Raw genomic sequence first — 26486 nt, forward strand, 5'->3', positions numbered from 1 at the left:
CGACCTTTTCCACGCCGACGTTTTCACCATTCGGCGCTAAATGGCGCTGTCTTAGGGCGTCGGGCAGAGTTTGCTCAATCGCAACGTTGGGAGTGGTTGATAGGCTAATATGCACCCACAGAGGTGCCAGATGAAACGCGACCGCATGGACGACCCTGATTTACCACTTGAGGCGCTGATGACCCAGTGGCCAGACACGATACCGGTGTTCGTGCGTCATAAAATGCTTTGTGTTGGATGTCAGGTGTCCCCATTTCACACGGTCATCGATGCCTGCGCTGAATATGGGCTGGACGTTGATGTGTTTTACGCGGAACTGGCGTCGTCGGTCAGACCTTTCCACCGGACAGAACAACGATCTGGTGGTGATCGCGCACGATAATGCGTTTGCGCCCGCTTTCAATAAAGCCCTGTTTTCCCCACGCGCTCATCATGCGGCTGACTGTGTGTAGCGTCGTGCCTGTCATTTCGGAGATATCCTGACGGGTGATTGGAAAATCAATCTCAATCCCAAGATCCACCTTGCGGCCTGTCTGGTTGATCAGGCGCAGCAAGGCGCAGGCGATGCGTTGTTCGACCTGCTGGGTGGCCATTTCGACGATGCGGTTGTTCATCTCAGCAATGCGGGTGCCCAGGGTCTGGTAGGTTTCAGTCGCGAAGCCGTCGTATTGCGCGATAAAACCTTCCCACAGCCGTGTGGGCCAAGACAGTGCGATTGAATCTGTGGCTGCAATGGCTGTTGCAGGATAGGTGTTGCGGCCCAGCGCCTTGGCGATGCCAAACAACTGCCCGCTTGGGATGTGCAGGACGATAACCTGTTCCCCGTCCGCCGTGATCCGTACAACGCGGATGTAGCCATCCAGAAGCAGATAGAACCGATCCGCGTCGTGGCCTTCTTCAAAAACTGACACACCGGCCGCGTAACGGCGTGAACTGGCAAGGTCCAATATCGTGCGGATTTGTTTTGGGTCCAATTTTGAGAATGGCGGAACTGCGTTTAGCAGGCTTTCGTCCAACCGGCCGTAAGTGCTGGGGCGCTTTGCTTTTTTCATAGCGCTGACTTTGGCACGGACGCGCGGCTGCTGCTACGCGAATTGATCCAGATCAGCATAATACCCCATTCTTGTTGTTCCATCGCAATAAGTGCCACCGCGAGAGGGCGGGATAGGACCATGAACAAGCAATTTGACCCAGGTCTTACACAGACCAGCCGCCGCAACGTTTTGCGCGGAACTGTTCTTGCTGGTGCCGCCGCCATGACGGGTGCCGCTGCGATGGCCATGCCGCGTCGCGCTGCTGTTCCAAACGCGCAACCGCCGGTCGCACGCTTTCTCCAAGCTGAAGTACAGGCACAAGTCGAGGCCGCCCCCGTCGATCTGTCGGGCTATACCCGTGTGAAACAAGACCTCGTCGCGCCGCCGTTTGCGCCTGTGCATGAACAGGTCGCAACAGGTGGGCCCAAGCTGATCGAAATCAACTTGGAAACCACCGAACGTTTGATGGTCGTGGACGAAGACACCGGCGCCAGCATCTGGGCGTTGACCTATAACGGGTCCGTCCCCGGCCCGCTGATTATTTGCCATGAGGGCGATATGATTGAGCTGACCCTGCGCAACCCTGTTGGCAGCATGATGGAACACAACATCGACTTCCACGCCTCCACAGGTGCGCTTGGGGGTGGTGGTTTAACCCACGTTTTCCCTGGTGAAGAAACTGTGCTGCGCTGGAAAGCCACGAAGCCGGGCTGCTTTACCTATCACTGCGCCCCCGGCGGTGCGATGATCGCCTACCACGTTTGCCACGGCATGAATGGTGCTGTGATGGTGCTGCCCCGCGACGGGTTGAAAGACGTCGACGGCAACCCGCTGCCCTACGACAGCATCGCCTATATCGGGGAGCAGGACTATTACCTGCCGATGGATGAATTCGGTGATTACAAGACCTATGAGGCCGCTGGCGAAGACTATGCCGACAGCCTTGATGCCATGCGCAGGCTGACACCGACTCATAGTGTGTTCAATGGCGCGGTTGGGGCCCTAACGGGCGAAAACGCCCTGACAGCCACTGTCGGTGATACCGTGTTGATGATCCACAATCAGTCCAACCGCGATTCGCGGCCGCACCTGATCGGCGGTCACGGTGACTACGTTTGGGAAACATCGTTCAGCACGCCACCCCTGACGGGGGTCGAAACATGGTTCGTGCGTGGCGGCACCGCGATGGCGTCGATGTATACCTTCAAGCAACCCGGTGTTTACGCCTATGTAAATCACAACCTGATCGAGGCGGTTCTTCTTGGCGCCACCGCACACTTTGTGGTCGAAGGAGAATGGGACAACGCGCTGATGGAACAGGTCGTGGCGCCGCATAGCTTTGAGGCCTGATAGGACACCATCATGACATTCGCCATCGCTGATAAGGCAAGCCGTGACCATGTGTTCCCTTCGTGGTTGGCTGTCTTGCTGGCGGTGGCGGTTCTGATCGGGGTCGCGCTACATGCCCACGGCCCCGATTTTGTTGTTCAGCATGTGATGGCACAAAGCCCTGTAGTTTTGCCCGATGGCACGTCGCTGTATGTGCAGAAATATGAAGTTACCGTAGCTGAATGGAACGTCTGTCACGTCGCAGGTATTTGCACGTTGGCCCTGCGTGCTGCAGGCAATCGAAGCGAGGCCACAACGCCCGCGACAGGGCTGTCGTTTGACGACGTCGCGCAATACGTCAGGTGGATCAACACGGCGACGGGCCGCAATTACCGTTTGCCGACCTTGCTGGAATGGGAATTTATGGCGGCTGAGGTTTTGCCGCCCACACCTGATCCGGTTTTCACCGATCCGGACCTGACATGGGCATCCAGCTATTTGCTGGAACCACAGACAAATCGCGCCCTGCGTACGCAAGGGACATTCGACACGACCTCCCAAGGTATTGTCGATCTGAACGGCAGCGTCTGGGAATGGACCATGGAGTGTTACGCGGGTGCGGCAGGCGGCCAATCGTCGCCAGACCGCTGTCCTGCATTCTATGTCGGCGGCGAACATATCGCCGTTATGTCGTTTTTAATCCGTGATCCTGCGCGTGGCGGTTGCGCCGTTGGAACCCCGCCAGCGCATCTTGGCATGCAGCTGGTTTCAGATCGCGCGTTTTAGGTGCAGATCCGGTGCGTGACGTTTGTGGTCTTCAATCCATCGCGAAAGTCACTGAAAAAGTCGCGCCGTTCATCGGCATCTTTTATGTCGGCGCGGCGTTGATCGTTCTGATCGTTGCCGTGATCCAAGGTTTCAAATGGGTGGCCTTTTGCGTTGGTGGCTATTGATGGCTTTGGTCAGGGGTGCGTGGCCAGGTGCAGCACACCGGACGTCGAAATTGGCAGTGTTAAGCCTGCTTTGATCGCGGTAACAGGTTGGCAACGACGGGCCGACCCTGCGTCCGTGATTTAGAAAGCCCGCACACAGATGTCTGATCCGCGCATGAAACTGGTCCTGGTGACGCCTGAAATTCCGTACAATACCGGTGCGATTGGTCGGACCTGTGTGGCACTGGAGCTGGAACTGATCCTGATCAAACCTTACGGGTTCTCACTGGACGAAAAGGCGGTGCGGCGCGCCGGACAGGATTACTGGAAACATGTTCAGCTTTGCGAATATGACACTTGGCAAGGTTTTATGGATGATCGAAATCCACCGCGTGACAGTCTGTATTTCTTTGAAGAACACGGTGCGCAAAGCGTTTATGCGCCAGACTATCAACATGATGCTTATTTGGTCTTCGGGTGCGAATCTAAAGGCCTTCCGGCAACGGTTTTGAATGGCATGGACGACCGTGTCTTTCATTTGCCGATGCGCAATCCGCTTGTGCGATCCCTTAATTTGGCAAACGTGGCCACGGCGGTTATCTATCAGGCGATGCGTACACAGCTGGGCGGTTGAGGTCTGATCGTCACCTGCTTTGACCGTAAAAAGACACGACATTGAGAGTCAGGTGCCTGAATAGTAGGCACGCGGTAGATAAAGCGGCGCTAAAGCGAGCATATCGAACGCATCCACGTCAAATAGAAATGCTGCAGTTGCAAACGATGCGCTGGGCGTGGACGTTAGCCTTGCCTCAAGCATTGAGGCGATGAGTGCCACGCGAGGGCGTGATCGTGGAAGAAAACAACCCTCGCATGGCTGCAACAATAAGCTGCGGCAATTTGAATATCATGATGATCACGCCAAGAATAGGCGGCATTTTGGTGCGACCCGCAGGTGAACATTAATGGGGGACGTATCCTTGAAACTGTCGAAAAACCTACTGTCTACACTGTCGGTAACCACGCTGATTGCTGCAGGTTCCGGCGCCGTTGCGCAAGACTGCACCATCAAAGTTGGCGTTCTGCATTCGCTGTCCGGCACCATGGCGATTTCCGAAACGACACTGGCTGATACGATGCAGATGCTCGTTGAGGGTCAAAACGAAGCCGGCGGCCTGTTGGGCTGCAACCTTGAGGCCGTCGTTGTTGACCCTGCGTCCGATTGGCCACTGTTTGCGGAAAAAACCCGTGAACTTCTGACCGTAGAAGAGGTCGATGTGATTTTTGGCGCGTGGACGTCTGTGTCACGTAAGTCTGCGCTGCCGGTGCTCGAAGAACTCAATGGATTGATGTTCTACCCTGTTCAATATGAGGGTGAAGAATCGTCACGCAACGTTTTCTATACCGGTGCCGCACCAAACCAACAGGCCATTCCGGCTGTCGATTACTTTCTCGAAGAGTTGGGCGTAGAGCAATTTGCGCTTTTGGGGACTGATTATGTCTATCCTCGCACCACCAATAACATCTTGGAGTCTTACCTGATCGAAAAGGGTATCGCGCCAGAAAACATCTTCGTTAACTATACGCCGTTCGGTCAGTCTGACTGGGCGACGATTGTATCTGATGTGGTGGCGTTGGGTGCGGGTGGCAATCAGGTTGGTGTGATTTCGACGATCAACGGCGATGCGAACGTGGGTTTTTATAAAGAACTCGCCGCCGCCGGGGTGTCTGCGGATGACATTCCTGTCGTCGCGTTCTCTGTCGGTGAGGAAGAATTGTCAGGCTTTGACACATCCGAACTGGTTGGCCATCTGGCGGCATGGAACTACTTTATGTCGGCAGATACCGAGGCCAACGCAGCGTTTATCGCACAGTGGCAGGCCTACACGGGGGATGATACCCGCGTGACCAATGACCCGATGGAGGCGCATTACATCGGCTTTAACATGTGGATCAATGCTGCGACTGAGGCCGGATCGGTTGATGTCGATGCGGTTCGTGCCGCGATGTACGGTCAGGAATTCCCGAACCTGACAGGTGGTACGGCAGTCATGCTGCCCAACCACCACCTGTCGAAGCCTGTACTGATTGGTGAAATCACCGCCGACGGTCAGTTCGATATCATCAGCCAGACGGCTGAGGTTGAGGGCGATGCATGGACCGACTTCCTGCCAGATTCCGCCGTTCTGATATCAGATTGGAAAGACCTAGGTTGTGGGATGTACAACACTGAAACAGAGACCTGTATTCAGCTGACGTCTAATTACTAAGCTGCTGATTATTGGATGCGGGCGGGGCCTGATGCCCCGCCCGCGTTTAAATTACGTCCAAGATATCCCTATGAAAGAGGACCGTGATGCGGCACCTAATGCTCGTCTGCCTTTGCCTATTTTTTGGGGCTCCTGTGGCCCACGCCCAATTGCTTCAATCTGTGCTGAAAGACAATGCTGACGCTGTTGCCAACCCGTCGCGCAGCACGGTTGACGCAGTTATCAGCGCACTGGCGGATGCAGCCGCAGATGGTGTCCCTACTTTTCTTGAGGATTGGCGCGACAAGGCGATCTGGATGCGGATTGACGACGGTGTCTTCTTTCGCGCGGTGCAGGATGGCGATGGGCTGACCCTGACCGATCTGGACAGCGCTGCGCAGACGGCGGTTGCTGATGATGACGGTTTTGATCAAATCAGACCCAACGCAGGGGTGCGACGCGTCATCAACGCCGCGCTTGTGCAATTCCAATTGTCAGACGCGGATGTGACCCGCCGTATTGCCGCCCTTGACGCGATCAGCCGCGATCCGGCCGCGGACCAGCTTGTCCCACTGCGTGTTTCCATTCCTGATGAACCTGACGCCCTGATACTTGCGCGCAAGATCCAGCTTGAACGTCAATTGGCGGCGCGGTTTGACGCGGATGCGAGCGTGCGTATCGCCGCGATTGCCGATCTGTCCGGTGATCTGAGCGTTGAGGTTCGTGGTGTTATCAGTCAGATTCTGACTGCACGCCAGTTCGTTGGTAGATCAATTCCCGAGGGCACCAACGTTGCGCAAATTCTGTCCATCGGGGACGATCTGGATGAAGCTGAGGCCTATCAATTGTTGGTCGCTGCGGATCTTGCGCCTGCGACGGTCACGCCGGACGATATTGTTGCGACCCTCACGGCGCAGATAGAAAGCGGGATGGTGGCAGGCGTCGATGTGTCAACGCTGGGCACGGACGCCGCCCGCATCGCGGCCTACAGCACGCTTGTTGTGAGTGGCGATGCCGCGCCGTTCATCCTCCCCGAAGATCGCGCGTCAGCACTTGAGGCACATACATTCTACCGCGCCTACAGTGAGGTAAACGGCGATATTACCGCCGCTGCTGAGGATGCAGAGGCCGCGATTTCCACGCAACTTGGTGTGGGGAAAACCCTTGATCTGACGTTGGACGCGCTGTCGCTTGCGTCGATCTATTTTTTGGCGGCGATTGGCCTTGCGATCACATTCGGGGTCATGGGCGTCATCAATATGGCGCACGGTGAATTCATCATGATGGGCGCCTACACTGGCTTTGTGGTGCAGCAAATTGTGCCCGATTATACGCTGTCGATCATCATTGCTTTGCCGACGGCCTTCGCCGTTACGTTTGCGGCAGGTGTGGCGATGGAACGATTGGTGATCCGCCACCTTTATCACCGCCCGCTTGAGACGTTGTTGGCCACGTTTGGGATCGCGATTGTTCTGCAACAGTTGGCCAAGAACATTTTTGGGACGCAGGCCCGCCCGCTGACGTCACCCGACTGGCTGGCAGGTGCATGGGTGGTGAACGATGTGATCCAGATCAGCACGATCCGCATCGCGATTTTCGCACTGGCACTGCTGTTCCTTGGGCTGATACTTTATATTCTGAAACGTACACGGCTTGGGCTTGAGGTTCGTGCGGTTACGCAAAACCCCGGCATGGCGGCAAGCATGGGCATCAACCCCGACCGCATCAACATGCTGACCTTCGGGCTGGGGTCGGGCATTGCTGGCATCGCGGGTGTTGCGATTGGGCTTTATGCCAAAGTCACGTCCGAGATGGGCGCGGATTATATCGTGCAGTCGTTTATGACCGTTGTCGTTGGCGGCGTCGGTAATGTCTGGGGGACGCTGGCAGGTGCATCCCTGATCGGGTTCACACAAAAAGGCATCGAGTTCTTCAATCCGTCTAATACGCTTGCCGCGCAGACCTACATGATTTTGTTTGTGATCCTGTTCATTCAATTCCGCCCAAAAGGGATTGTCGCCCTCAAGGGTCGGGCGGCCAGTGATTAAAGGAAGGGATTGATCATGCGCAAATCATTTATCGCCCAAAACCCGTCGGTGCTGTGGTTCCTTGCGGGCCTCGCGATCTTCACGCTTGGTGTTACGTTCATGAGTGAAGCCGCAGGCGTCGATATTATCTCAACCTCGTTTCTAAAGACGCTCGGCAAGACGCTGTGTCTCTGTCTTGTGGCTATCGCGATGGACGTCGTCTGGGGCTATTGTGGTATCCTGAGCCTTGGCCATTTTGCGTTCTTCGGGATCGGTGGCTACGCCATTGGCATGTGGTTGATGTATGCGCGCACCGAAGGAATTGTGGCGACGTCGCTGGAATCCGCAGCACTGCCCCCGACGCCGCAAGAAATTACAGATGCGATTGGTAGCCAGATTTTTGGCGTGGTTGGCAGTTCGGAGTTTCCGGCGATATGGGCGTTTTCCCACAGCTTGCCGTTGCAACTGTTGGCCGTGGTTTTTGTCCCCGGCCTTCTGGCGTTGGTGTTCGGTTGGTTGGCATTTCGAAGCCGCGTCACGGGGGTGTATTTGTCGATCCTGACCCAAGCCATGACACTTGCCCTGTCGCTGTATTTTTTCCAGAACGACACCGGATTGCGTGGCAATAACGGGCTATCGGGCCTGCAAAACGTCCCCGGACTTGAGGCGCGCAGCCAAGCGGTGGTGTCGCTGTGGTTCTTCTGGGCGTCTGCCGTTGCGCTGGGCATGGGATACGTGTTGTTTGCCTACATTGTGTCCGGTAAGTTCGGTTCGGTCATCCGTGCGATCCGCGACAATGAAGCCCGTGTGCGGTTTCTTGGATACCATGTCGAACAATACAAATTGTTCATCTTCACCTGTACGGCCATGGTCGCAGGCATTGCGGGGGCGCTGTATTACCCGCAAGCGGGCATCATCAACCCTGCCGAAATCGCACCCATCGCGTCAATCTATCTGGCGGTCTGGGTGGCGATCGGGGGCAGGGGGCGGTTGTATGGTGCGGTGATTGGTGCAGCATTGGTTTCGCTGATGTCGTCGTGGTTCACCGGCGGATCAGCCCCCAACATCAACCTTGGATTTTATGTCATCAAATGGACGGACTGGTGGTTGGTGCTGCTTGGCGTGTCTTTCGTGTTGGTCACGCTTTATTTCCCCAAAGGCATTGGTGGAATCTTTGACGCGCTGGCCCGCAAGCCAGCGGTGGATCGACAGGGCGATTATGGACCCGACAAGGGTGCGTGGCGCGCGCAAGAGGGTAAACCTGAATGAGCACGCTGTTAGAAGTCTCTGGCGTGTCCGTCACATTTGACGGATTCCGCGCGATCAACAACCTGTCGATCCAGATCGCAGAACCCGAACTGCGCGCCGTGATCGGCCCAAATGGTGCGGGCAAAACGACGTTTATGGATATCGTCACAGGGAAAACCAAACCCGACGAAGGTCGCGTGATATTTGGTGAAAAGTCGGTGTCATTGCTGGGCATGTCCGAAAGCCAGATTGCGCAGGCAGGCATTGGTCGCAAATTCCAGAAACCGACGGTGTTTGAAGCACAAAGCGTGCGTGAAAATATCGCGATGGCCCTGAAAAATACGCGTGGGCCATTTGATGTGCTGTTCGGGCGTCCCGGGGATAATCGTGAGGATCGCATCCGCGCGGTGAGCGATGAAATCGGCCTGACAGAGGCGCTGGACCAGCCGTCGGGCGCATTGTCGCACGGGCAAAAACAATGGCTTGAGATCGGGATGTTGCTGGCGCAAGACCCGCGTCTTTTGCTGGTCGACGAACCCGCTGCGGGTATGACCCCTGCTGAACGCGAACACACCACCAACCTGTTGGTCCGTGCCGCCAAAACCCGTGCAGTGGTGGTCGTGGAACACGATATGGAATTTGTGCGGCGGCTGAACTGCAAAGTGACGGTGTTACATGAAGGATCGGTTCTGGCAGAAGGCAGCCTTAATCACGTCACTAAAAATCAAGACGTCATTGACGTCTATCTGGGGCGATAAGGGATGCTGAAAATCAACAATCTGACCCTGAAATACGGTCAAAGCCAAATCTTGAACGGGATCAACCTGACCGCAAAACGCGGTGAGGTCACGGCCGTGATGGGCACCAATGGCGTGGGAAAAACATCCCTTCTTAAGGCCATCGCTGGACGTCATCCGTTTGCGGGCGGCATGATCACGCTGGACGCCAAACCGTTGGGGTCGAACGCGCCTGTAGATGCAGCCAGAGCGGGCATCGCCTATGTGCCGCAGGGGCGCGAAGTGTTTCCGATGATGACTGTAACCGAAAACCTTGAGACAGGATTTGCCTGTTTGGCGGGCCGCGGGCACACCATCCCCGATCACATCTACGATCTGTTCCCTGTCCTCCGTGAGATGTCGAACCGCCGTGGCGGTGATTTATCGGGTGGTCAGCAACAGCAATTGGCCATCGCACGTGCGCTGATCACCAAGCCGAAAGTGTTGTTGTTGGATGAACCGACTGAAGGCATTCAGCCCAACATCATCAAACACATTGGTGATGTGATCGCCGCCCTGCGTGAACAGGGCGAAATCGCGATTGTGTTGGTTGAGCAGTATTTTGATTTTGCCTTCGATCTGGGGGACCGGTTTGTCGCAATGAACAGGGGCCAAGTGACACTTGATCAACCGTCTTCACAGGTGACGCGCGGCGACCTGCTGGAACTGGTTTCAGTATAGGGCAGGATTGATCTTGCCTTTGAAAGGCCACCCTAAGCAAAAGCGCCCGGCATGAGTGACTTGGGAAGCCTGAGCGAAAATTGCGCGGAGATGATCAACGTCGGGCACAAGGCGATGACCACATCGCGCATCCCACCCGCTACATTTACGCCACCAATTGCCGCTGAGACGAACAGACACGGACCGTAAGACGGCGCCACTTCGTGGAACTTACGGTGCTGGATAGACGCTGCTTTGTTCTCGAAACCCGCGATAACGCTGGTTTGGATCGCATTGTAGACTTCGTTATATGCAATCGCAATCGCAGACGGAGCCGCCGTCAGTGTCTGAAAATCTGCGCTCGGATCGGGGCGCCCATGACGCGCGGCAGGTGCTGCAAGATGGGTGCGGGTCCGATCCAGCACTGGCATGAAGTTGTAGCAGATTGTCGTGATGCCTTTGGCGGCAAGGTTGGTGATGGATTGGCGGTAGTTGGCGAAAGGACCGTTAGGTCGCCGTCACTTTTTCGATGCGCGCATGAACCGGAAGGCTTTCAACGACGTCCCAAATAAATTCTGTGGCCTCAATTTCGCGCCGTTGTTCAACGATCGCCGCACCAAATTTTCCCAAGCGTCGTTCGCTGTATCGCCGAACTGTGTGTTTCGCAGGCCATTAATTTACGGACCATCAACCGCCTATCCGGTCGCGTGAGAGACATTTAGATGCCGTTACCATTTACGGGCCACTGAGTGGACAGTGCGCTGTCGTCTTCAATCAAAGTTATTTTGAAAGCAACGCGACCTAAGCTGCAGTCACAGGCGCATAAAACCAAAAGAACAAGTTGAGACCCCTTGCGCCCGTGCTGGACGGTGTAACGCCCTTGGTTAGGATATTTGTTGTGCGATTAGAAGACCTTCTGCCGTCGGTCTGTGGTGCGCTGTCACTCGCTATGTTGCTCGGCTGGCCTAATACTGACGATCGCGGTGGCACATGACGACGATGAACATTGAACCTCCCCGGCTTTACCGGAGGGTGATTTATTCAATGACTAGGCGAGCATATCGAGTTTGTTCAGGTTTGCATAGAACGCCTCCTCTGCTTCTGCGGGTGTGATGTATCCGATGGGGCCGAGCAGGCGGCGGTTGTTATACCAATCGACCCATTTCAGCGTTTCCCACTCAACCTCACGCATCGATTTCCATGGACCGATTTGGTTGATGACTTCGGTTTTGAAGAGGCCGATGACGCACTCGGCCAGCGCATTGTCGTAGGCATCACCGACGGTTCCGACCGAGAGATCGATTTCGGCCTCGGCCAGGCGCTCGGTATACTTGATCGACAGGTATTGTGATCCGCGGTCCGAGTGGTGGACCAAAGCCTTGTTATCTGGTGTTTTTCTTTGCCAGATTGCTTGCTCCAACGCGTCGAGCACGAATTGGGTCTTCATTGATGTCGATGTGCGCCAGCCTACGATCCGCTTTGCAAAGACATCAATCACGAACGCGACGTAGACTGTCCCTGACCATGTGGGCACGTAAGTGAAGTCTGAAACCCACAGCTTGTTTGGCCGATCCGCCTTGAACAGGCGGTTCACCTTGTCGTCCATTGCCTGGCAGGCGATTTGCAAAGCAAATCTGCCGAGAGGGGGGGGCATGGCAAAGACGTGTCCGGGTTCGTGGTAATGACCTTCTTGCCACGAACGACGCCTTTGATGCCCAAGGCGCGCATCAACCGCTCCACAGTGCAGCGGGCAACATCCTCACCCTCCCGTCGCAGAACATGCCAAATCTTTCGGGCCCCGTAGAGTTTGCAGTTGTCCGCCCAAGCCCCGTCGATCTTGACGCTCAGAGCGGCATCAGACTTGGCACGAGCTGACGCCCGCTCAGGATCACGCGCGATGGCGCGCCGGTCATAATAAGTGGAAGGGGCAAACTGCAGCGCCCTGCAGATTGGCTCGACCCCAAGTGTCTCTCGGCTTTCCGCAATGAAATCCATCATTTGCGAAACGGGCGGTCGAGCTCCGCCTGTGCAAAATACGCCGACGCCTTACGCAAAATCTCATTGGCTTGACGCAGTTCGCGGTTCTCACGCTCAAGTTCCTTGATCCGCGCCTTCTCAGCGCTGGTAGGCTCTGGCCGTTCGCCGCCATCGCGCTGGACCTGACGGGCCCAAACGCGAAGGCTGTCCGGCGAACAACCCAATTTACCCGCGATCGCCGTCAGCGCCGCAGCTTCGCTCTGATATTCATCGCGGTGTTCCATAAGCAGCCGAACCGCACGCTCGCGGAACTCAGGTGAATACGGCTTCGAGGTCTTCTTCTTTTGTGTCTGTTCCATAACGGGCAATTCTCCGAGAGTTTTGCCCTCCGGTAAAGCCGGGCCGGTTCACATTGCGCAGTGGTCATGGCTTCCGTTGCGGAGGCGGGTTTTGCAGGCGAGGTTGTTGTTGAATGTCAGGAGGGATGGGCGGTTCTCACTTTGGACACTTATCCTGACCATGAATTGATGGCGGGGATTGTGGGCACGAACGAACAAGTGTCGGTGCCTGGGCGTTATCGGCTGGTTGATGACCGTCCAAATGAAAGCACAGTTTCGATCAGTGGTTGGCAAACTGTTGGCTACAAACAAGGCATTTGTCACCAATGGCACAGTCGTCCAACTTAGTTGAGCGTTCCGCGCAACAAACGGGTCGATCCAACCTGTCCCAACCACCGCACGCACAATAACTATCCCGAATAGGAGTGAAAAATGAGCGGCATTATGGAGCAAGCTCACCAAATGAGGTTATTTGATAATCTGACATGGTGACTTAAGATAGCGCCATGAATAATATTATCTCAAAGGCTTATCCCCTTTGCTCCGGCGGCACCTGATGTAGTGTGAAGCGGCTTGCCAATCTACAATGTTCTTGTATTGTTCTACCCATGCCAGCCAGATGGAAAAACGACAAACCCATGTCCCGCCCGGCGTTCGACGCCAGGTTTTCTGATGAGGAAGCGTGTTCGCATTATCTGGCGGAACATCGTTGGCCTGAGGGCTTTGTGTGTCCTTCCTGTGGCACCTGCAAGGGCTGGCCGTTAAAGCGAAATCGCGCGACTTGGGAATGTGCCGGTTGCGCACGGCAGACATCCGTGACGGCTGGCACGGTGATGCACAGCAGCCATTTGCCGTTGCGAATTTGGTTTCTTGCCGCGCACATCATCACCAGCCATTCCAACGGCATGTCAGCGCTGCAACTTCAGGCGCAACTTGGCCTTGGCAGCTACAAGACGGCGTGGCTCCTCTTGCAAAAGCTGCGGCGGTCGATGGTCAACCCTGACCGCAACCCCCTGAAAGACCTTGTCGAGATCGATGAAACAGAGATTCCGTTCCGGTCCCGGCATGATCCCGAGGACCGGCCAAAGGGTGGGCGGAGCCCGGTCGGAAAGATGTTTGTCGTCTGCGCCGTCGAGTTATCAAGAGACGGACATCCGCGCCGTATCAGGATGAAACACATTCCCGACGGCGCATCAAAGACGCTACACGGGTTCATTGGTCAGGCTGTAGAGCCTGGCGCTCACGTCATCACGGATGGCTGGCTAGGTTACGAAAATCCCCCTGCAAACACGCATGAGGCGAAGGTCGTCAGCGGCAAGAAGGCACATGACATACTCCACTGGGTCCACCGCGTGTTCTCCAACCTAAAAACGTGGGCAAAAGGCGTCTTCCACGGCCTCAGAAAATGCCATCTGCAACGCTATCTCGACGAATTTGTGTTCCGCTGGAACCGACGGCGACACATGCGAAGCGCCTTCGACACGCTGCTGGGGATCGGTGTTGGTATTGGCCCAGCGACATATCGTGATTTTGTTGAACAGCGCGCCTGAAGGCCCTTGTTCACGGCAAAAGCCACGCCCCATAAACCCACCAGATGTTACAAACTGATCCGATCCGCCTCTCAAGCCACAAGGGCGAGGTTCTGCGCCGCGTCAACATGTGGGGCAACCGGACTAAAAGGGATAAGCCTTATTATCTCATATGAACGCCCGAACACCGTTTCTGGACCGGTCGCAAAGCACGCCGAGCTAACCAAGCTGGGTGACCGTTACAGTGCTGAAATTAAAAAGATCACAGTTGACATAGACCACCTAGACGCTTCGATTCGGCTGTTTAATCAGCCAACGCGGACAGCTACGAAATAAAACAGTACGTGACCAAGCATCGCGCCTAAAAGGGTAGCGTGAAGCGGTTTGTGCTGAGTTACATTCGCGAGGCCAAGAAGCCCGTCACATCGCGTGACATCACCGAGGCGTGGGCGCTTGATCGTGGCCTAGTCTGTGATGAAACGACATTCACCATACTGCGCAAGCGCATCGGGGCATGTATAAAGGTTTGTTTGAACCAAGGGCTGCTGGTCAACCATGGGTGGACGGAGGACCACGGCGAAAGTAGGCCGTATCAGTTGTGGTCGTTAAAAAAGAGCGGCATGTTACATACCGTTTATAATCAGCAAGTTAGATGATAACTTACTGATTATATTTACGGAATTAACTTTATGCCTTAAGTTTTTTTTAACCTGATGCGTAAATGGTCGGTATTTAGATGGTACACAATCCATCGTATGGGGGCTTCGGCCACCATATCTGTTTATGGGAAGTACTTCCAACCGCAACTGCTTATTTGCCCAGTTCCAGACCTATCATATTTGCTGTATTCCAGAATCCGAATGACCCTTTGTGCGAACGGCCCAATTGTTACGTCATGGTTTTGGCGCTTTCGGATATACATGTGACTCGGACGGGCAAGTAAATCGCACAACTGTTGGCCAGCAATATTGTCTCGTTTATACCGAAATTTTAGCTTGCCGGTGGTTGTAAGTCTTTCACTTATACGAGATCAACCAACGTAGTTTGTGCAACTTTGGCAGACATTGAGAAACGCATTTTGTAAAGCAGTGTGGCTTTGTTACACAAAGCATCATGAGGTCTGACTTCCCCTTACCCCTGATGGAGCTATGCTACGGCAACGGTTCTGGGGATGCCAAGTGCGGTGAAGCCATTGAGTATCGCTGCGCGGATTTGGATTTCCGCAACTTGCCGGTCGAAGTCCCGTGCGGCAAGTCGCTGACCGAGTAGTTTCATACAATGCATCCGCAGCAATGCACGAGAGGGGACAAGGAGATTTAACGGGCCTTTTGACCCTTGGTAGGGAATGGCAACCAACAGAGTTTTCTGACGCCGACATAACGTGCTGAAATCTGGAACCTCCCAGTCAAGGTCGACCAACTTCAACAGAGTTTCCACAAAACCTGTAGTCTGCCTCAACGGCATTCCAAACAGCACTTTCAACGTAAGACAGGTTTGGATCGCCGCATCGCTGTAGCGTGGCTGACGGCCCGGTTTGCCCCCCTCTCATGGTTTGCAGGCAAACCACTGCCGGGCAAGGGTCGGCATAGCTTTCCACGTGACCTCTGGGTTAAACCAAATGGTCAGTGACCCGCGTTGCTTCGGGGCCTTGTTATACTCAGGCCAGTTTCTTGTGCGGTAAATCGGGGGATAGGTTTGCTCATACACACAAGCTACCATGCTGGATTCACAACATGAATCCCAACTACATGACTAGTTGTGCAACAAAGCCACGTGGGATCGGACTTGCGGGGCGGGGTAGCGGCGCAGTCGATTGTTGGTGTTTTCGACCGTGCCTTTCTGCCAAGGAGACAGTCCTTCGATCAGGCCCTCTATGATGGGTTTGGACTGCCGCAAGAAGCTGACGTCCAGAGCGCTTGCGCATGCCACGCATGCCACATGGGCTACTTGGGCTACGATTTTGGCGGTATCGAGGGAGATGCTGGTAGAACTTCTCAGCGTGTCCGTCTTTGGAATACGCGTACCGATAGATCGTCTCATGACTGACGCGCATGGGATGACGCTCCAATTGCATGCGTCCTGCGATCTGTTCTGGCGAGCAACCCACGTAAAAACCACTGCGCACAGCGGCCATGATGTCAGGGTCTCTGATCAGCTTGCGATGCACAGCGCGGCGCCCTTCATAACGGCCCTGGGCAACCATTGCATGATAGCCGTTCAGTTCTGGAATTTCCTCATCACGATAGTAGTCCCGCTTGATCACGCGCCAGTATTGTCGAAGGCGCACGACACAGATTGTCCGCGATCTCTTTGATCGGTATCTTCGCGTCAAGCCATTTGGCCAGATCGCGTCGTTCGTCGAGGTTCAAGTGAGGGTCGCTGCGGCTCATAATGTAACTCCATGCAATTCAATACCTTGTTAAAGAATTTGCACTTCGTTGGTGAATTTACCCTTCATATTTGAGTTGTTTAATGAGCACGGGAACAACCGTCGAAAAGCAGCATAAAACGAGGGTTCTGGCAGGGGCACACAGTGCTTTATCAAGTCATGTAACTTGGGCAAGATAGCCGATCCCTTTTGCGCAAAGATAACTTCTCTTCGCTGATGTCGTCTATCAGTCCGCCCGCAATTACGTAAATTAAGCATCATGCGTTAGCGTTCGACTAACGTGTGCCGCCTGCGCGATGTTTGAGGTCGGCCCGGCAGGCTAAGCGAGGCGTTCGCGCGCGGTGTCTGACTTATGACTCGGCCATTCGAGATGACATACAGTCGGGTTGCACGCAGGCGCAGGGCCTCAACGGGGTCGCCTGCATCAAGGATGACCAATGACGCCTTTGCCCCGACATAAAGGCCATAATCGGTTAGCCCCATTGTTCTGGCGTTGTTCATCGTGACCATATCAAAGCAGGTCCGCATGTCTTTTGGGCTGGTCATCTGCGCCACGTGCAGCCCCATGAAGGCCACATCCAGCATGTCGGCAGTGCCGAGAGAGTACCACGGATCGAGAACGCAGTCCTGTCCCCAGCCGACGTTAATGCCCATCGCCAGCATTTCCTTTACCCGCGTTAACCCACGTCGCTTTGGGTAGGTGTCATGGCGTCCCTGAAGGACAATATTGATCAGCGGATTGGGGATAACGTTTATGTCTGCCTCGGCGATGAGCGGTAGTAGTTTGGACACATAGTAATTGCCCATCGAGTGCATCGAGGTCAAATGCGATCCGGCAACGCGGCCCTGCAAACCAAGGCGCTGTGTTTCAAACGCGAGGGTTTCGATGTGGCGCGAGGTGGGATCGTCGCTTTCGTCGCAGTGCATATCGACCGGGAGCCCGCGCGCGGCGGCAATTTCGCAAAGCTCACGCACTGATGCGGCACCGTCCGCCATTGTGCGTTCAAAGTGGGGGATACCGCCCACAACATCGACGCCCATATCTAACGCGCGGATGGTGTTTTCGCGCGCGGTGGGGTCGCGATAGAAACCGTCTTGCGGAAACGCTACGAGCTGTAGATCGATGTAATCTTTGACGCGGTCACGCACCTCGATCAACGCCTCGACCCCTAAAAGCCGGTCATCGCAGGTGTCGACATGGCTGCGGATCGCCAATACCCCCATGCTTGCGGCCCAATCGCAGTATTTCAGCGCACGTTCAACGACATCTTCTTGCGTCATGACCTTTTTGAGTTCACCCCAAAGCCCAATCCCTTCAAGCAGCATGCCAGAGGCGTTGATGCGTGGCAGACCATAGGACAACGTGGCATCCATATGGAAATGTGGGTCCACGAAAGGCGGGCTGACAAGATCGCCAGACGCTTCAATGATTTGTCCTGCCTGCGCATTGCCCAACTGGTCGATGGCCGTAATCTTGCCGCCTGTGATCCCGATGTCTGTCATCTGTCCATCCGGCAGAGTGCCGCCTTTGACAATCAGATCAAACATCAGCGTTCTCCTTTGTTGAACGGCACCATCAGTGCGGCGGGCACTTCGGCGCGCCGTGACATCGCAACGAGGGCCACGATAGATAGAATATACGGCATCATCAGGAAAATCTGGTACGGAACAAGCGCGCCCAAACTCGTTTGCTGCACTCTGATTTGCAGCGCATCAAACGCCGCGAACAATATGGCACCCAAGAGGGCCTTACCCGGCCTCCAAGACCCGAACACGACAAGAGCGATACAGATCCAACCACGCCCGTTGACCATCTCAAAAAAGAAGCTGTCAAAGGCGGACATCGTCAGAAACGCACCGCCCATTGCCATGAAGCCACTGCCGACGATCACGGCCCCCATGCGGATTGCTGTGACCGACAGGCCCTGTGCCGCGACGGCTGCAGGGTTTTCACCAGCGGCGCGCACAGCAAGGCCAAGTGGGGTGCGATACAGAACGATCGCCACCACCGCGACCAATATAAAGGCCAGATAGGTGAACGGCGTTTGCGAAAACAGCGCGGGTCCGATCAACGGAATGTCAGACAGGATCGGGATTTCGAACGGTTGGAAGGCTTCGATCTTGGGTGGGCTTGTGACTTCGGGCAGGGCGAGGCGGTAGGCATAATAAGTCGATGACGTCGCCAGCAGCGTCACGCCAAGGCCAACCACATGCTGGGACAGTCCAAACGGCACCGTCAGGATACTGTGCAGCAACCCGAACAACATCCCCACAAACATCGCAACACCGACACCCACCCAGAGCCCCGTTCCAGAATAGACAGCCATCCAGCCCGCGAATGCCCCTGCGACCATGATGCCTTCGATCCCGAGGTTCAGGACACCCGCGCGTTCGCAGATCAATTCCCCCAATGTGGCAAAAATCAGCGGGCTGGCGATCCGGATTGCGGCGGCCCAAAAGCTGGCGGAGAGCAGGATTTCAATGATGTCCATGACGTCAGTTCCTCACCACGCGAAAGCGCGTCAGCATGATGGCCAGAACCATCAACAACAACGCCGTCGCAAGCATGATGTCGGCCAGATATGTTGGCACGCCAGCGGCCCGGCTCATGCTATCAGCGCCAACAAAAATACCTGCCACGAACAAGGCCGCTATTATCACACCAAGTGGATGCAGTAAGGCCAGCATTGCGACGATGATACCCGTGTAACCAAAGCCGGGCGATAGATCCAAGGTAAGGCTGGCTTTCACGCCTGCCACTTCCGAAAACCCTGCAAGCGCTGCCAGACCTCCGGACAAAAGCGCAGTTTTTACCAAGACGCGGTTCACGGGAATGCCAGCAAACGCCGCCGCCTGTTTGTTCAGACCGACGGCGCGCATTTCATAGCCTAGGGTGCTGCGGGTCTGGATGACCCAGATACAAATTGCCGAGAGGATCGCCAAGCCAAACCCCCAATGAAGGCGCAACCCGTCTACAAGACGCGGCAACCGTGCTTCGTCGATAAGGCGTGCGGATTTTGGCCAGCCCATGCCCATCGGGTCCTTCAATGGCCCCTCAAGCAGCATCGAGATAAATAGGAGGAATATAAAATTAAACAGCAATGTTGTGACAACTTCGTCCACGCCAAATCGGGTTTTGAGCAGCGCAGGGATCAACAGCACGACCGCGCCCGCAAGGATTGAAAACACAATGAGCGTTGGCAGGAGCGCAATGCTGGGCCATGGCAGGACGCCCGTCCCGAGCATGACTGTCAGGAGTGCACCAGCATAAAGCTGTGCCTCTGCACCGATGTTCCAGAACTTTGCGCGAAATGCCACGGCGACTGCAAGGCCCGTGAAAATCAACGGTGTGGCGCGGTTCAGCGTTTCGAGAAGCGCAAATTGTGATCCGAACGCACCGCTCAGGATTAGCCCAATGACCGAAAATGGATTTGCCCCCGCGACCATCGCCAGAAGGGATGCAATAATTACCGTCGCGCCGAGTGCAATCGCTGGCGGCAACAGGCTGCGCGCCAGTGACGGGTTTATGATGGGTTCAAGACGCATGAGCCACTCCATCATCGAACCCTTGGCCGGCCATCCAAATGCCAAGTTGCGCGGGCGTCGTTTCACCGCGCCCAAATGCCGGCGACAACCGCCCGTCAGCAATCACATGGATGACATCGGACAGGGCCATGACCTCGTCCAGGTCTTCCGAGATCAACAGCACGGCGGCACCACGGTCACGCGCCGCAAGCAGCTGGCTGTGCACATAATTAACAGCCCCAATATCAAGGCCGCGTACGGGTTGATTGGCCAGAATAATCTGTGGACCTGCTTCAAGCACGCGGCCCAAAATCAGCTTTTGCATATTGCCACCAGACAGCAGCCGGATGGGCGTGTCCGCGCCAGGGCAGCGCACATCATATTTTTCGATGATCGCATCCGCAAAGGCACGCGATTTGCGCCAGTTGAGCCAGCCCCGCCTGCTAAACGCGCCCGTTTTGTAGCGTTCCAGGATTGCATTTTCGGTCAGATCGAAATCCGCGATGGTGCCGGTTTTGTGCCGGTCTTCGGGGATACGCGCGATGCCGCTTTGCACGGCTGTGCGCGGGCTCCAGTGTTGGACGGACTTGCTATTCAGCGCCACATGACCGCTTGATGGGATGCACAATCCGCCCACAACATCCGCCATCGCTGCCTGCCCGTTGCCAGAGACACCTGCAAGGCCAATAATTTGCCCCGCCCGAAGTGCCAGCGACACAGATTTAAGACCGGGGGCACTGGCGATGTTAGGAGTGGAGACGCCGTGTAGTTCAAGAAGTGCCGGACCGGGATTGGACGGTGCGACCTGCGGCGCGATTGCTTCTACCCCCATCATCATCGCGGCAAGCGCGTGCTTGTCAGTGTCTTGTGTCCGCGCCCCCCCCGTCATTTTGCCATGGCGTAACACCACAACGCGGTCGGCAATCGCCATCACTTCGTGCAACTTGTGCGAAATAAAGATGATTGAAAGACCCTCCGCGATGGCCAGTCTGAGGGTTGCAAACAAATCATCGGTTTCTTGCGGGGTCAGCACAGCCGTCGGTTCATCAAGGATCAGGATGCGCACGTCGCGGTATAGCGCCTTGAGGATTTCGACGCGTTGCCGCTCCCCCACTGTCAGGCTGCTCACACGGGCATCGGGCGACACGACGAGGTGGAATTTCTCGGACAGATCGATGATTTTGGCACGCGCTGCGGCACGTTCCAATCGTGGGCTGAACAAGGGGCGCACGCCAAGTGTAATATTTTCTTGCACGGTAAGATTATCAGCCAGCGTAAAGTGTTGATGCACCATGCCAACACCTGCATCCAACGCTGCGCGCGAATTTCCGGGCGGCAAGGTTTCCCCGAACACCGCGACGCTTCCGCTATCGGCTGTGTATTGGCCGAACAGGATATTCATCAGCGTCGTTTTTCCTGCTCCGTTTTCGCCCAGCAGCGCTACAACCTCACCTTGGTTCACCGAAAAGCTGACCGCATCGTTTGCGGTCAGCTCTCCAAAGCGTTTTGTGATGGCGTTCAGGCTTAGGGCCTCAACAGGGGCATCGGCCATGATCGACTAGGACGACGTTGGTTCGTCGTCGTTGACGTTTACCGTAAATGCCCCTGACATGATTTCGGCCTGACGGGTCGCGACCAATTCCATCGCCGCGGCGGGAACCTTGCCTTCAAATGTACCCAGCGGCGCCAATTCGGTCCCACCTTTGTTCATAAACGAATAAACCCCGTAATCGGCTGCCGTAAAGGTGCCTGCCTGCACGGCGGCAATGGCCGTATCCAGCGTTGGTTCAAAATTCCAGATTGCAGACGCGACAACCGTTTCGGGATAATCGGATTGCGTATCGATCACGTTACCGATGGCCAGAACGCCCTTTTCTTGCGCGGCATCAGAGACGCCAAAGCGCTCTGCATAAAGGACATCAGCACCATTTTCGATCATGGCAAACGCGGTCTCTTTGGCTTTGGGCGGATCAAACCAGCTGCCGATAAAGCTAACTTGGAACTCAATATCGGGGTTCATTTCAAGTGCGCCCGCCATGAACGCATTCATTAAACGATTGACTTCGGGGATTGGAAAACCGCCGACCATGCCGATATTATCAGAGGAGGTCATCGACCCTGCAATGATCCCGGACAGGTATGCCGCGTCTTGGATGTAATTGTCGAACACTGCGAAATTCGGCAGCGCTGCATCTTCTTTGAAACTGGAGCCCATCAGGAATGCAACGTCAGGGTAATCAGCTGCGACCTCGCGCGCCTCTTGTTCAGCGCCAAAGACTTCGCCGATAATCAATGTGTTGCCAGCCTCGGCATATTCACGCATCACGCGGGCGTAGTCTGTATTGCTGACATTCTCGGAGAATGAATATTCGATTTCACCGCGTTCTTGTGCAGTCACTGCGGCTTTATGAATCCTGCTGACCCATTGTTGTTCGACAGGCACAGTATAAATGCCCGCCGTTTTTATAGGCTCGGCTGCCGCTGCGCGCCCAGTTCCAAGCATCAACGATGTTACGGCTGTGGTCGCCATAAAGTGACGGCGATTTAAGAAAAATTTGTTAGACATTGTGACCCCCCTTGGTTTCAACACCATTAACTTCATTTTTAATCAAATGATCAAGAAATGATTCTGTGTTCACTGCTTCAACGTTCGTTTGCTTAACGTAGACTATACAAAACAATGGAGCGCACAATTTTTAGTCGTTGGGTAAATCAATCACATCCGCAAAGACAAACCTTCCACGGCTTCAACTGTACATTTGTCCACGTGAAGGTGGTTTTCGCGGCGATGCAGAAATCAGAATGTCGCCGGACATATCGAACAAAGCGAACAAAGCGAACAAAGCTGTGCACGGCATCAACGTCCGCTATTGGGCTTTCCGAACATGAAACGCAGTTGCGATGACCTAAAGCTGGAAAGGTATGCTGCCCTAGCAGACATCCAGAAACACATCGACGTTGGTGAGGAGTTGCTCGTGAAGATCAGGCGCGCGATCCCGGACACCTAGCAAGTCCGCCTGCGCGCCGCAATATGTCCAGCCCCACAAGCTGCTACGTGGCGTAGGAATAAGGATTGATCAGGATACCAAACGGCGGCAACACGTACAACAATGCATTCTACTTGGGGAATGTCGGTTCATTCGATCCGGCGATGGTTCGGTCACAGCGTCTGATGGCCACCATCGCAATGCTAGGTTTGTATCTCTTTACTGCATAAGAAGATGCGCACCCATAGGGGGACGAAAATTGGAAACGCAAATCACATTCACAGCCGCATATGAAAGCCTTGATGTAGCGGCCATGGACGTGAGTTACGATGGCTGCTTTTCGGAAGGCCTGAATGCCTGTGTCGAGTGCTGCGACCGTCAATTGGCGTGGATCGCCCGGCCCTGACATGTATCGGCAACGACGGCGTGGCACCGGCTGTCAGCTATGGTGAGCAGCAAGAGCAATCGGCGCGGTTCGCCGATTTATTAACGGCACAAGGCGTTGGTCCGGGTGACCGCGTTGCTTGCCTTCTGCCGCGCATACCTGAGCTTTTGGTTGTCATGCTTGGTGCGCTTCGGGCAGGCGCGGTCTATCAACCGCTTTTTAAGGCGTTCGGCCCAAAGGCAATCGAACAGCGGATCGCGGGCTCGGCTGCCAAGCTGATCGTGACCGACAGCGTCAACCGTCCCAAACTGGATGACATCGCGGACCCCAGATGGCCCTACGGACAGTACTACGCCGCGATCGAACCTTTGTTGCTGGGCAGTACGACAACATTTCAGGAAGCCGAATTTTCAGTCGATGCGACCTGCCAGATCATTAGCGATCACGCGATTACAAATTTTGCGGCTGCCCCGACCGTCTACCGATTGATCATTGCTGCAGATAAGGATTAGTCGGGCAAAGTCTCAGAATTCGCCCCTGTAGATTGGCCAGGAATTTCTAGATTCGGCGCATCTGCGGTTCGTTTTCACGCAGGCCAACGGAGGTTTGTTTAGGTATTCCAATCCAGAAACATCGTAATCAAATGGCAGACCAGTTTACCACCCGGGAAAGAGGAGGACGGCGTGCCGTTACCGAAGGAGGATCGGTGACGGGCGTTGGTAGTGATCTCACGATCGTGGATGACATCACGAAAGCGAGCGACGCCAGATCTGAAGCCTACTGGGAAAGGGAGGTTTCGCCATCTAAACTTGCCAACCATTGCTGAGAAAGAAGAGCAGTTCCGGCTGTACAACAATTATAATTGGACCAGATCGCGGGGCGAAGTGCTTGCTCCAAGTGGTGAGGGCCAAGAAACGCTAGATAACATCAATGCCGATATCGGCGAGGCGGCATTCCGCACCCAGTACCAGCAGGACCATGGCTCAGCTGGAAGTGTGATGCTGGACTTCACGAAGATCGCGGTCCTTGATTATGAGGGATCAGGTATCCGACGGCCAAAGACCGTTCAGGTCTGGGACACAGCTGTCAAAGATGGGCCAAACTGTGACTTTTTGGCGGGTATCACGTTCGCTTGGGATTATGAAAAGTGGGTCGTCTTCGATGTGATCACAAGGCGGATGAATTTTGGCGGTTTGAAGACTTTCGCGCGCTCCACAGCTGATAAGTGGAAGCCAGTTCTCGTGCTCGTCGAAGACAGCGCCAACGGGTCAGCGTTCGTACACGACATGCGTTGATAGAAAAGCGTTGAGTTCAGGACGGTCGGGGTCAATGGATCGAAAAAGAGGGGCGGTTTGCACCTGCCGTGGAGTGGCTCGAAATTGGCCAACTCGCCTTGCTGAGTGGCGCGCCGTGCTTTGAAGATCTTCGGTGAGAATTGCTGGGTTTTCCTGAGGGTCGCTTTGATGACCAGGTTGATGCAATTGACTTATTCGTGAGCAGGGTGAAAACGCGCCTGCCAATCGGTGAAAGCCAAGAAAATCGGGTAGTCGCGCTATGAGTTCTCAACGGAACGAGGCGCCCAAATTGAACGTGGCTTGGGGACACATTGGCAATGACCCATGGCGGCCCCGCTTGCCCCCTTCTTGTCTTATCCCGGACGTGGGTCTTGTGCGATACAGGAGCCGTTGCGGGGCACGGCATTTATAACCGGCAACGGCGAAGGTTGGATCGTTTCCCGCTTGGTCGTGATGGACTGTGGATGAGTAAGGTCGCCATCGTCGCAACCAGCACTGGAAAGGTGTAGTTGTTCGTCATGTCAATCTAACAGCGCGGTTTCTCGACGGGATAATTTGCAAAAATCAAATGTAGCGATATGTAGGGCGTATGTTGGAACATGGTCATAATGTCTATTTGGTTATAGCTTCGCTGGCGATTGCTTTGATGTCTGGATTTACAGGCCTGACCTTGACGCAGGGCGCATCAGCAATGGGTGTGGCGCGGCGCAAACTGCTCGTGTCGATGTCCGCTGTCGCATTGGGTGGTGGTATTTGGTCGATGCATTTTGTGGCTATGCTTGGGATGACTTTGCCAGTCACATTCCACTATAATGCCTTGGTCACCATGATGTCGGCTTTTGTGGCAATCCTGTTGACCGGCATAGCGCTGTTACTTGTTCATTTTGGCGAACGCACGCCGAAACGCATCACATTTGCTGGCCTCTGCGTTGCTGTGGGTATTCTTGCGATGCACTATCTTGGCATGTCAGGCATCCAAGGTGTGAAACCTCTCTATTCCGGACTTGGTATTGTTGTGGCCGTCGTGGTGTCTTTGGTCCTGTGCACGGCCTCTTTTTGGATCAGTTATGGGAACCGAGGGAGCCGAAACATTCTGTTTGGCACTTTGGTGTTTGGAACCACTGTCGTTGCCGTTCATTATATAGCGATGGCTGGCACGCATTTTGTTAAAATTGAGGGTGTCCAATCCTCGGGCCTGTGGTTGAGCAAAGAAGTGCTCGCCTTTGGCGTGACCCTGTCGTCGTTTGTAATTTCTGGCGCATTTCTTCTAGTCGGTGTCACATTCGCCGCCAGTCTAAGTAAAACGCATCTTGAAGACAGTGCAAAGCAATCCAGTGCAGCAGACACCGACACGGAGGCGCCTGTTTCAGACAGTCAGAACGTCATCCGGATTCCCTATGAAAGCGATGGAAAGACCAGTTTTGTGGATAGCAACGATGTCGTTAGCGTTCAGGCTGAAGGCCGCTATACCTTTCTATATCACCCTACAGGGCGCTTGTTCTGCCCGTGGTCAATCTCAGTTATGGAAACTCGGCTGGCTAAGACGAGTTTTGTGAAGGGTCATCGCAGTTTTCTAATCAATACCGATCACGTTACGCTGTTTGAACGTAAGAAAGACAATGGCGTCTGCTTTTTTGATGGGACTGCGCATCTAGATCAGGCTCCCGTCAGCCGATCCTACCTTAAAGAAGTGCGGAAAAGGTTAGGTGTCTAGTTAGTCTGTTAGCGATGGCGTGCTGATTGCTGCACGTGCATACGCACTTCGTTCGCGCTATTCGCATTTCGTGCGCTGAGCACCGTGTTTCAGGC

At 54.9% G+C, this 26486-nt stretch carries 25 protein-coding genes, 3 pseudogenes and 1 other annotated feature; of the genes and pseudogenes, 16 read left to right on the top strand and 12 right to left on the bottom strand.

The window, feature by feature from the left end; translation table 11 throughout:
• Positions 1 to 130 precede the first annotated feature (130 nt).
• Positions 131 to 382: a DUF1858 domain-containing protein gene (locus OAN307_RS03650; protein ID WP_044043147.1), complete on the top strand. Its 252-nt coding sequence runs from the start codon at positions 131 to 133 to the stop codon at positions 380 to 382.
• On the opposite strand, the gene OAN307_RS03655 is transcribed toward OAN307_RS03650, so the two are convergent.
• Positions 330 to 1052, bottom strand: coding sequence for a Crp/Fnr family transcriptional regulator (locus tag OAN307_RS03655; RefSeq protein ID WP_015498499.1), 723 nt, complete (start codon positions 1050 to 1052; stop codon positions 330 to 332). The two genes, OAN307_RS03650 and OAN307_RS03655, sit on opposite strands and share 53 nt — an antisense overlap.
• Complete coding sequence (locus OAN307_RS30625) at positions 1049 to 1174, bottom strand: hypothetical protein (RefSeq protein ID WP_275450632.1); 126 nt, start codon at positions 1172 to 1174, stop codon at positions 1049 to 1051. The genes OAN307_RS03655 and OAN307_RS30625 overlap by 4 nt, the downstream gene beginning before the upstream one ends.
• On the opposite strand from OAN307_RS30625, the gene nirK reads away from it, so the two are divergent.
• The 9 genes from nirK (at position 1173) to urtE (ending at position 10273) form a co-directional block, all read left to right on the top strand.
• Positions 1173 to 2384 carry a copper-containing nitrite reductase gene (nirK, locus tag OAN307_RS03660; protein WP_015498500.1) on the top strand — a complete coding sequence of 404 codons (1212 nt, stop codon included), beginning with the start codon at positions 1173 to 1175 and terminating at the stop codon, positions 2382 to 2384. The two genes, OAN307_RS30625 and nirK, sit on opposite strands and share 2 nt — an antisense overlap.
• Positions 2385 to 2396: 12 nt before the next feature.
• Positions 2397 to 3149, top strand: a complete 753-nt coding sequence (locus OAN307_RS03665; RefSeq protein WP_015498501.1) for a formylglycine-generating enzyme family protein — start codon at positions 2397 to 2399, stop codon at positions 3147 to 3149.
• 11 nt (positions 3150 to 3160) lie between these two features.
• Positions 3161 to 3316 (top strand): hypothetical protein, encoded by a 156-nt coding sequence (locus tag OAN307_RS28760; protein ID WP_015498502.1) that lies wholly within the window; start codon positions 3161 to 3163, stop codon positions 3314 to 3316.
• A 139-nt stretch (positions 3317 to 3455) separates the two neighbouring features.
• Positions 3456 to 3929, top strand: coding sequence for a tRNA (cytidine(34)-2'-O)-methyltransferase (locus OAN307_RS03670; RefSeq protein ID WP_044043152.1), 474 nt, complete (start codon positions 3456 to 3458; stop codon positions 3927 to 3929).
• Between the two features lie 328 nt (positions 3930 to 4257).
• Positions 4258 to 5562 (top strand): urea ABC transporter substrate-binding protein, encoded by a 1305-nt coding sequence (urtA, locus tag OAN307_RS03675; RefSeq protein WP_015498504.1) that lies wholly within the window; start codon positions 4258 to 4260, stop codon positions 5560 to 5562.
• A 98-nt stretch (positions 5563 to 5660) separates the two neighbouring features.
• Positions 5661 to 7589, top strand: coding sequence for an urea ABC transporter permease subunit UrtB (urtB, locus tag OAN307_RS03680; protein WP_144055692.1), 1929 nt, complete (start codon positions 5661 to 5663; stop codon positions 7587 to 7589).
• A gap of 15 nt (positions 7590 to 7604) precedes the next feature.
• Positions 7605 to 8837, top strand: a complete 1233-nt coding sequence (gene urtC, locus OAN307_RS03685) for an urea ABC transporter permease subunit UrtC (protein ID WP_015498506.1) — start codon at positions 7605 to 7607, stop codon at positions 8835 to 8837.
• Positions 8834 to 9574: an urea ABC transporter ATP-binding protein UrtD gene (urtD, locus tag OAN307_RS03690; protein WP_015498507.1), complete on the top strand. Its 741-nt coding sequence runs from the start codon at positions 8834 to 8836 to the stop codon at positions 9572 to 9574. The genes urtC and urtD overlap by 4 nt, the downstream gene beginning before the upstream one ends.
• Before the next feature lie 3 nt (positions 9575 to 9577).
• On the top strand, positions 9578 to 10273 hold the full coding sequence (urtE, locus tag OAN307_RS03695) for an urea ABC transporter ATP-binding subunit UrtE (protein ID WP_015498508.1): 696 nt from the start codon (positions 9578 to 9580) through the stop codon (positions 10271 to 10273).
• A gap of 32 nt (positions 10274 to 10305) precedes the next feature.
• Here urtE and OAN307_RS03700 read toward each other — a convergent pair whose 3' ends face one another.
• From OAN307_RS03700 to OAN307_RS03705, 3 genes and pseudogenes are all read right to left on the bottom strand, one after another.
• On the bottom strand, positions 10306 to 10683 hold the full coding sequence (locus tag OAN307_RS03700) for a hypothetical protein (RefSeq protein ID WP_015498509.1): 378 nt from the start codon (positions 10681 to 10683) through the stop codon (positions 10306 to 10308).
• A 76-nt stretch (positions 10684 to 10759) separates the two neighbouring features.
• Positions 10760 to 10882: a hypothetical protein gene (locus OAN307_RS30630; protein WP_275450633.1), complete on the bottom strand. Its 123-nt coding sequence runs from the start codon at positions 10880 to 10882 to the stop codon at positions 10760 to 10762.
• Between the two features lie 418 nt (positions 10883 to 11300).
• Positions 11301 to 12588 (bottom strand): annotated as a pseudogene (locus OAN307_RS03705) (IS3 family transposase).
• Positions 12176 to 12292: a sequence feature (AL1L pseudoknot), on the bottom strand. (Overlaps the previous pseudogene by 117 nt.)
• Before the next feature lie 66 nt (positions 12589 to 12654).
• Between OAN307_RS03705 and OAN307_RS28765 the strand changes: the two are divergent.
• The gene (locus tag OAN307_RS28765; protein ID WP_015498510.1) at positions 12655 to 12915 is read left to right on the top strand and encodes a hypothetical protein; all 261 of its coding nucleotides are present in this window, start codon (positions 12655 to 12657) and stop codon (positions 12913 to 12915) included.
• Positions 12916 to 13175: 260 nt separating this feature from the next.
• The gene (locus tag OAN307_RS03720) at positions 13176 to 14117 is read left to right on the top strand and encodes an IS1595-like element ISOan10 family transposase (protein WP_015498511.1); all 942 of its coding nucleotides are present in this window, start codon (positions 13176 to 13178) and stop codon (positions 14115 to 14117) included.
• 1125 nt (positions 14118 to 15242) lie between these two features.
• Here the strand turns inward: OAN307_RS03720 and OAN307_RS25845 are convergent.
• The 7 genes and pseudogenes from OAN307_RS25845 to OAN307_RS03760 form a co-directional block, all read right to left on the bottom strand.
• Positions 15243 to 15815: pseudogene (locus OAN307_RS25845) on the bottom strand (transposase).
• A 53-nt stretch (positions 15816 to 15868) separates the two neighbouring features.
• Positions 15869 to 16486, bottom strand: a pseudogene (locus tag OAN307_RS25850) (transposase); the annotation flags it as partial.
• A gap of 263 nt (positions 16487 to 16749) precedes the next feature.
• Positions 16750 to 18033 (bottom strand): amidohydrolase family protein, encoded by a 1284-nt coding sequence (locus OAN307_RS03740; protein WP_015498516.1) that lies wholly within the window; start codon positions 18031 to 18033, stop codon positions 16750 to 16752.
• Positions 18033 to 18977, bottom strand: coding sequence for an ABC transporter permease (locus tag OAN307_RS03745; RefSeq protein ID WP_015498517.1), 945 nt, complete (start codon positions 18975 to 18977; stop codon positions 18033 to 18035). Before OAN307_RS03745 ends, OAN307_RS03740 begins: the two co-directional genes overlap by 1 nt.
• Before the next feature lie 4 nt (positions 18978 to 18981).
• Positions 18982 to 20031 (bottom strand): ABC transporter permease, encoded by a 1050-nt coding sequence (locus OAN307_RS03750; RefSeq protein ID WP_044044460.1) that lies wholly within the window; start codon positions 20029 to 20031, stop codon positions 18982 to 18984.
• Positions 20021 to 21562 carry an ABC transporter ATP-binding protein gene (locus OAN307_RS03755; protein ID WP_044043158.1) on the bottom strand — a complete coding sequence of 514 codons (1542 nt, stop codon included), beginning with the start codon at positions 21560 to 21562 and terminating at the stop codon, positions 20021 to 20023. The genes OAN307_RS03750 and OAN307_RS03755 overlap by 11 nt, the downstream gene beginning before the upstream one ends.
• A 6-nt stretch (positions 21563 to 21568) precedes the next feature.
• Positions 21569 to 22576, bottom strand: coding sequence for a BMP family protein (locus tag OAN307_RS03760; protein WP_044043161.1), 1008 nt, complete (start codon positions 22574 to 22576; stop codon positions 21569 to 21571).
• 319 nt (positions 22577 to 22895) lie between these two features.
• On the opposite strand from OAN307_RS03760, the gene OAN307_RS30635 reads away from it, so the two are divergent.
• The 4 genes from OAN307_RS30635 to OAN307_RS03780 all read left to right on the top strand — a co-directional run bounded on the left by OAN307_RS30635 (position 22896) and on the right by OAN307_RS03780 (position 26391).
• The gene (locus OAN307_RS30635) at positions 22896 to 23018 is read left to right on the top strand and encodes a hypothetical protein (protein WP_275450634.1); all 123 of its coding nucleotides are present in this window, start codon (positions 22896 to 22898) and stop codon (positions 23016 to 23018) included.
• A 345-nt stretch (positions 23019 to 23363) separates the two neighbouring features.
• Positions 23364 to 23894 (top strand): AMP-binding protein, encoded by a 531-nt coding sequence (locus OAN307_RS03770; protein WP_015498521.1) that lies wholly within the window; start codon positions 23364 to 23366, stop codon positions 23892 to 23894.
• 297 nt (positions 23895 to 24191) lie between these two features.
• Positions 24192 to 24677: a hypothetical protein gene (locus tag OAN307_RS03775; protein ID WP_044043165.1), complete on the top strand. Its 486-nt coding sequence runs from the start codon at positions 24192 to 24194 to the stop codon at positions 24675 to 24677.
• A 589-nt stretch (positions 24678 to 25266) separates the two neighbouring features.
• The gene (locus tag OAN307_RS03780; RefSeq protein ID WP_044043167.1) at positions 25267 to 26391 is read left to right on the top strand and encodes an MHYT domain-containing protein; all 1125 of its coding nucleotides are present in this window, start codon (positions 25267 to 25269) and stop codon (positions 26389 to 26391) included.
• The last annotated feature ends 95 nt before the right edge of the window (positions 26392 to 26486 follow it).

It is taken from the genome of Octadecabacter antarcticus 307 (assembly GCF_000155675.2).
In the GTDB taxonomy this organism is placed as follows: Bacteria; Pseudomonadota; Alphaproteobacteria; order Rhodobacterales; family Rhodobacteraceae; genus Octadecabacter; species Octadecabacter antarcticus.

Coding starts and splice junctions, on each gene's coding strand:
- OAN307_RS03650 (WP_044043147.1), top strand. CDS start 131: ATGAAACGCGACCGCATGGACGACCCTGATTTACCACTTGAGGCGCTG.
- OAN307_RS03655 (WP_015498499.1), bottom strand. CDS start 1,052: ATGAAAAAAGCAAAGCGCCCCAGCACTTACGGCCGGTTGGACGAAAGC.
- nirK (WP_015498500.1), top strand. CDS start 1,173: ATGAACAAGCAATTTGACCCAGGTCTTACACAGACCAGCCGCCGCAAC.
- OAN307_RS30625 (WP_275450632.1), bottom strand. CDS start 1,174: ATGGTCCTATCCCGCCCTCTCGCGGTGGCACTTATTGCGATGGAACAA.
- OAN307_RS03665 (WP_015498501.1), top strand. CDS start 2,397: ATGACATTCGCCATCGCTGATAAGGCAAGCCGTGACCATGTGTTCCCT.
- OAN307_RS03670 (WP_044043152.1), top strand. CDS start 3,456: ATGTCTGATCCGCGCATGAAACTGGTCCTGGTGACGCCTGAAATTCCG.
- urtA (WP_015498504.1), top strand. CDS start 4,258: ATGGGGGACGTATCCTTGAAACTGTCGAAAAACCTACTGTCTACACTG.
- urtB (WP_144055692.1), top strand. CDS start 5,661: ATGCTCGTCTGCCTTTGCCTATTTTTTGGGGCTCCTGTGGCCCACGCC.
- urtC (WP_015498506.1), top strand. CDS start 7,605: ATGCGCAAATCATTTATCGCCCAAAACCCGTCGGTGCTGTGGTTCCTT.
- urtD (WP_015498507.1), top strand. CDS start 8,834: ATGAGCACGCTGTTAGAAGTCTCTGGCGTGTCCGTCACATTTGACGGA.
- urtE (WP_015498508.1), top strand. CDS start 9,578: ATGCTGAAAATCAACAATCTGACCCTGAAATACGGTCAAAGCCAAATC.
- OAN307_RS03700 (WP_015498509.1), bottom strand. CDS start 10,683: ATGCCAGTGCTGGATCGGACCCGCACCCATCTTGCAGCACCTGCCGCG.
- OAN307_RS28765 (WP_015498510.1), top strand. CDS start 12,655: ATGGCTTCCGTTGCGGAGGCGGGTTTTGCAGGCGAGGTTGTTGTTGAA.
- OAN307_RS03720 (WP_015498511.1), top strand. CDS start 13,176: ATGCCAGCCAGATGGAAAAACGACAAACCCATGTCCCGCCCGGCGTTC.
- OAN307_RS03740 (WP_015498516.1), bottom strand. CDS start 18,033: ATGTTTGATCTGATTGTCAAAGGCGGCACTCTGCCGGATGGACAGATG.
- OAN307_RS03745 (WP_015498517.1), bottom strand. CDS start 18,977: ATGGACATCATTGAAATCCTGCTCTCCGCCAGCTTTTGGGCCGCCGCA.
- OAN307_RS03750 (WP_044044460.1), bottom strand. CDS start 20,031: ATGCGTCTTGAACCCATCATAAACCCGTCACTGGCGCGCAGCCTGTTG.
- OAN307_RS03755 (WP_044043158.1), bottom strand. CDS start 21,562: ATGGCCGATGCCCCTGTTGAGGCCCTAAGCCTGAACGCCATCACAAAA.
- OAN307_RS03760 (WP_044043161.1), bottom strand. CDS start 22,576: ATGTCTAACAAATTTTTCTTAAATCGCCGTCACTTTATGGCGACCACA.
- OAN307_RS30635 (WP_275450634.1), top strand. CDS start 22,896: ATGAAACGCAGTTGCGATGACCTAAAGCTGGAAAGGTATGCTGCCCTA.
- OAN307_RS03780 (WP_044043167.1), top strand. CDS start 25,267: ATGTTGGAACATGGTCATAATGTCTATTTGGTTATAGCTTCGCTGGCG.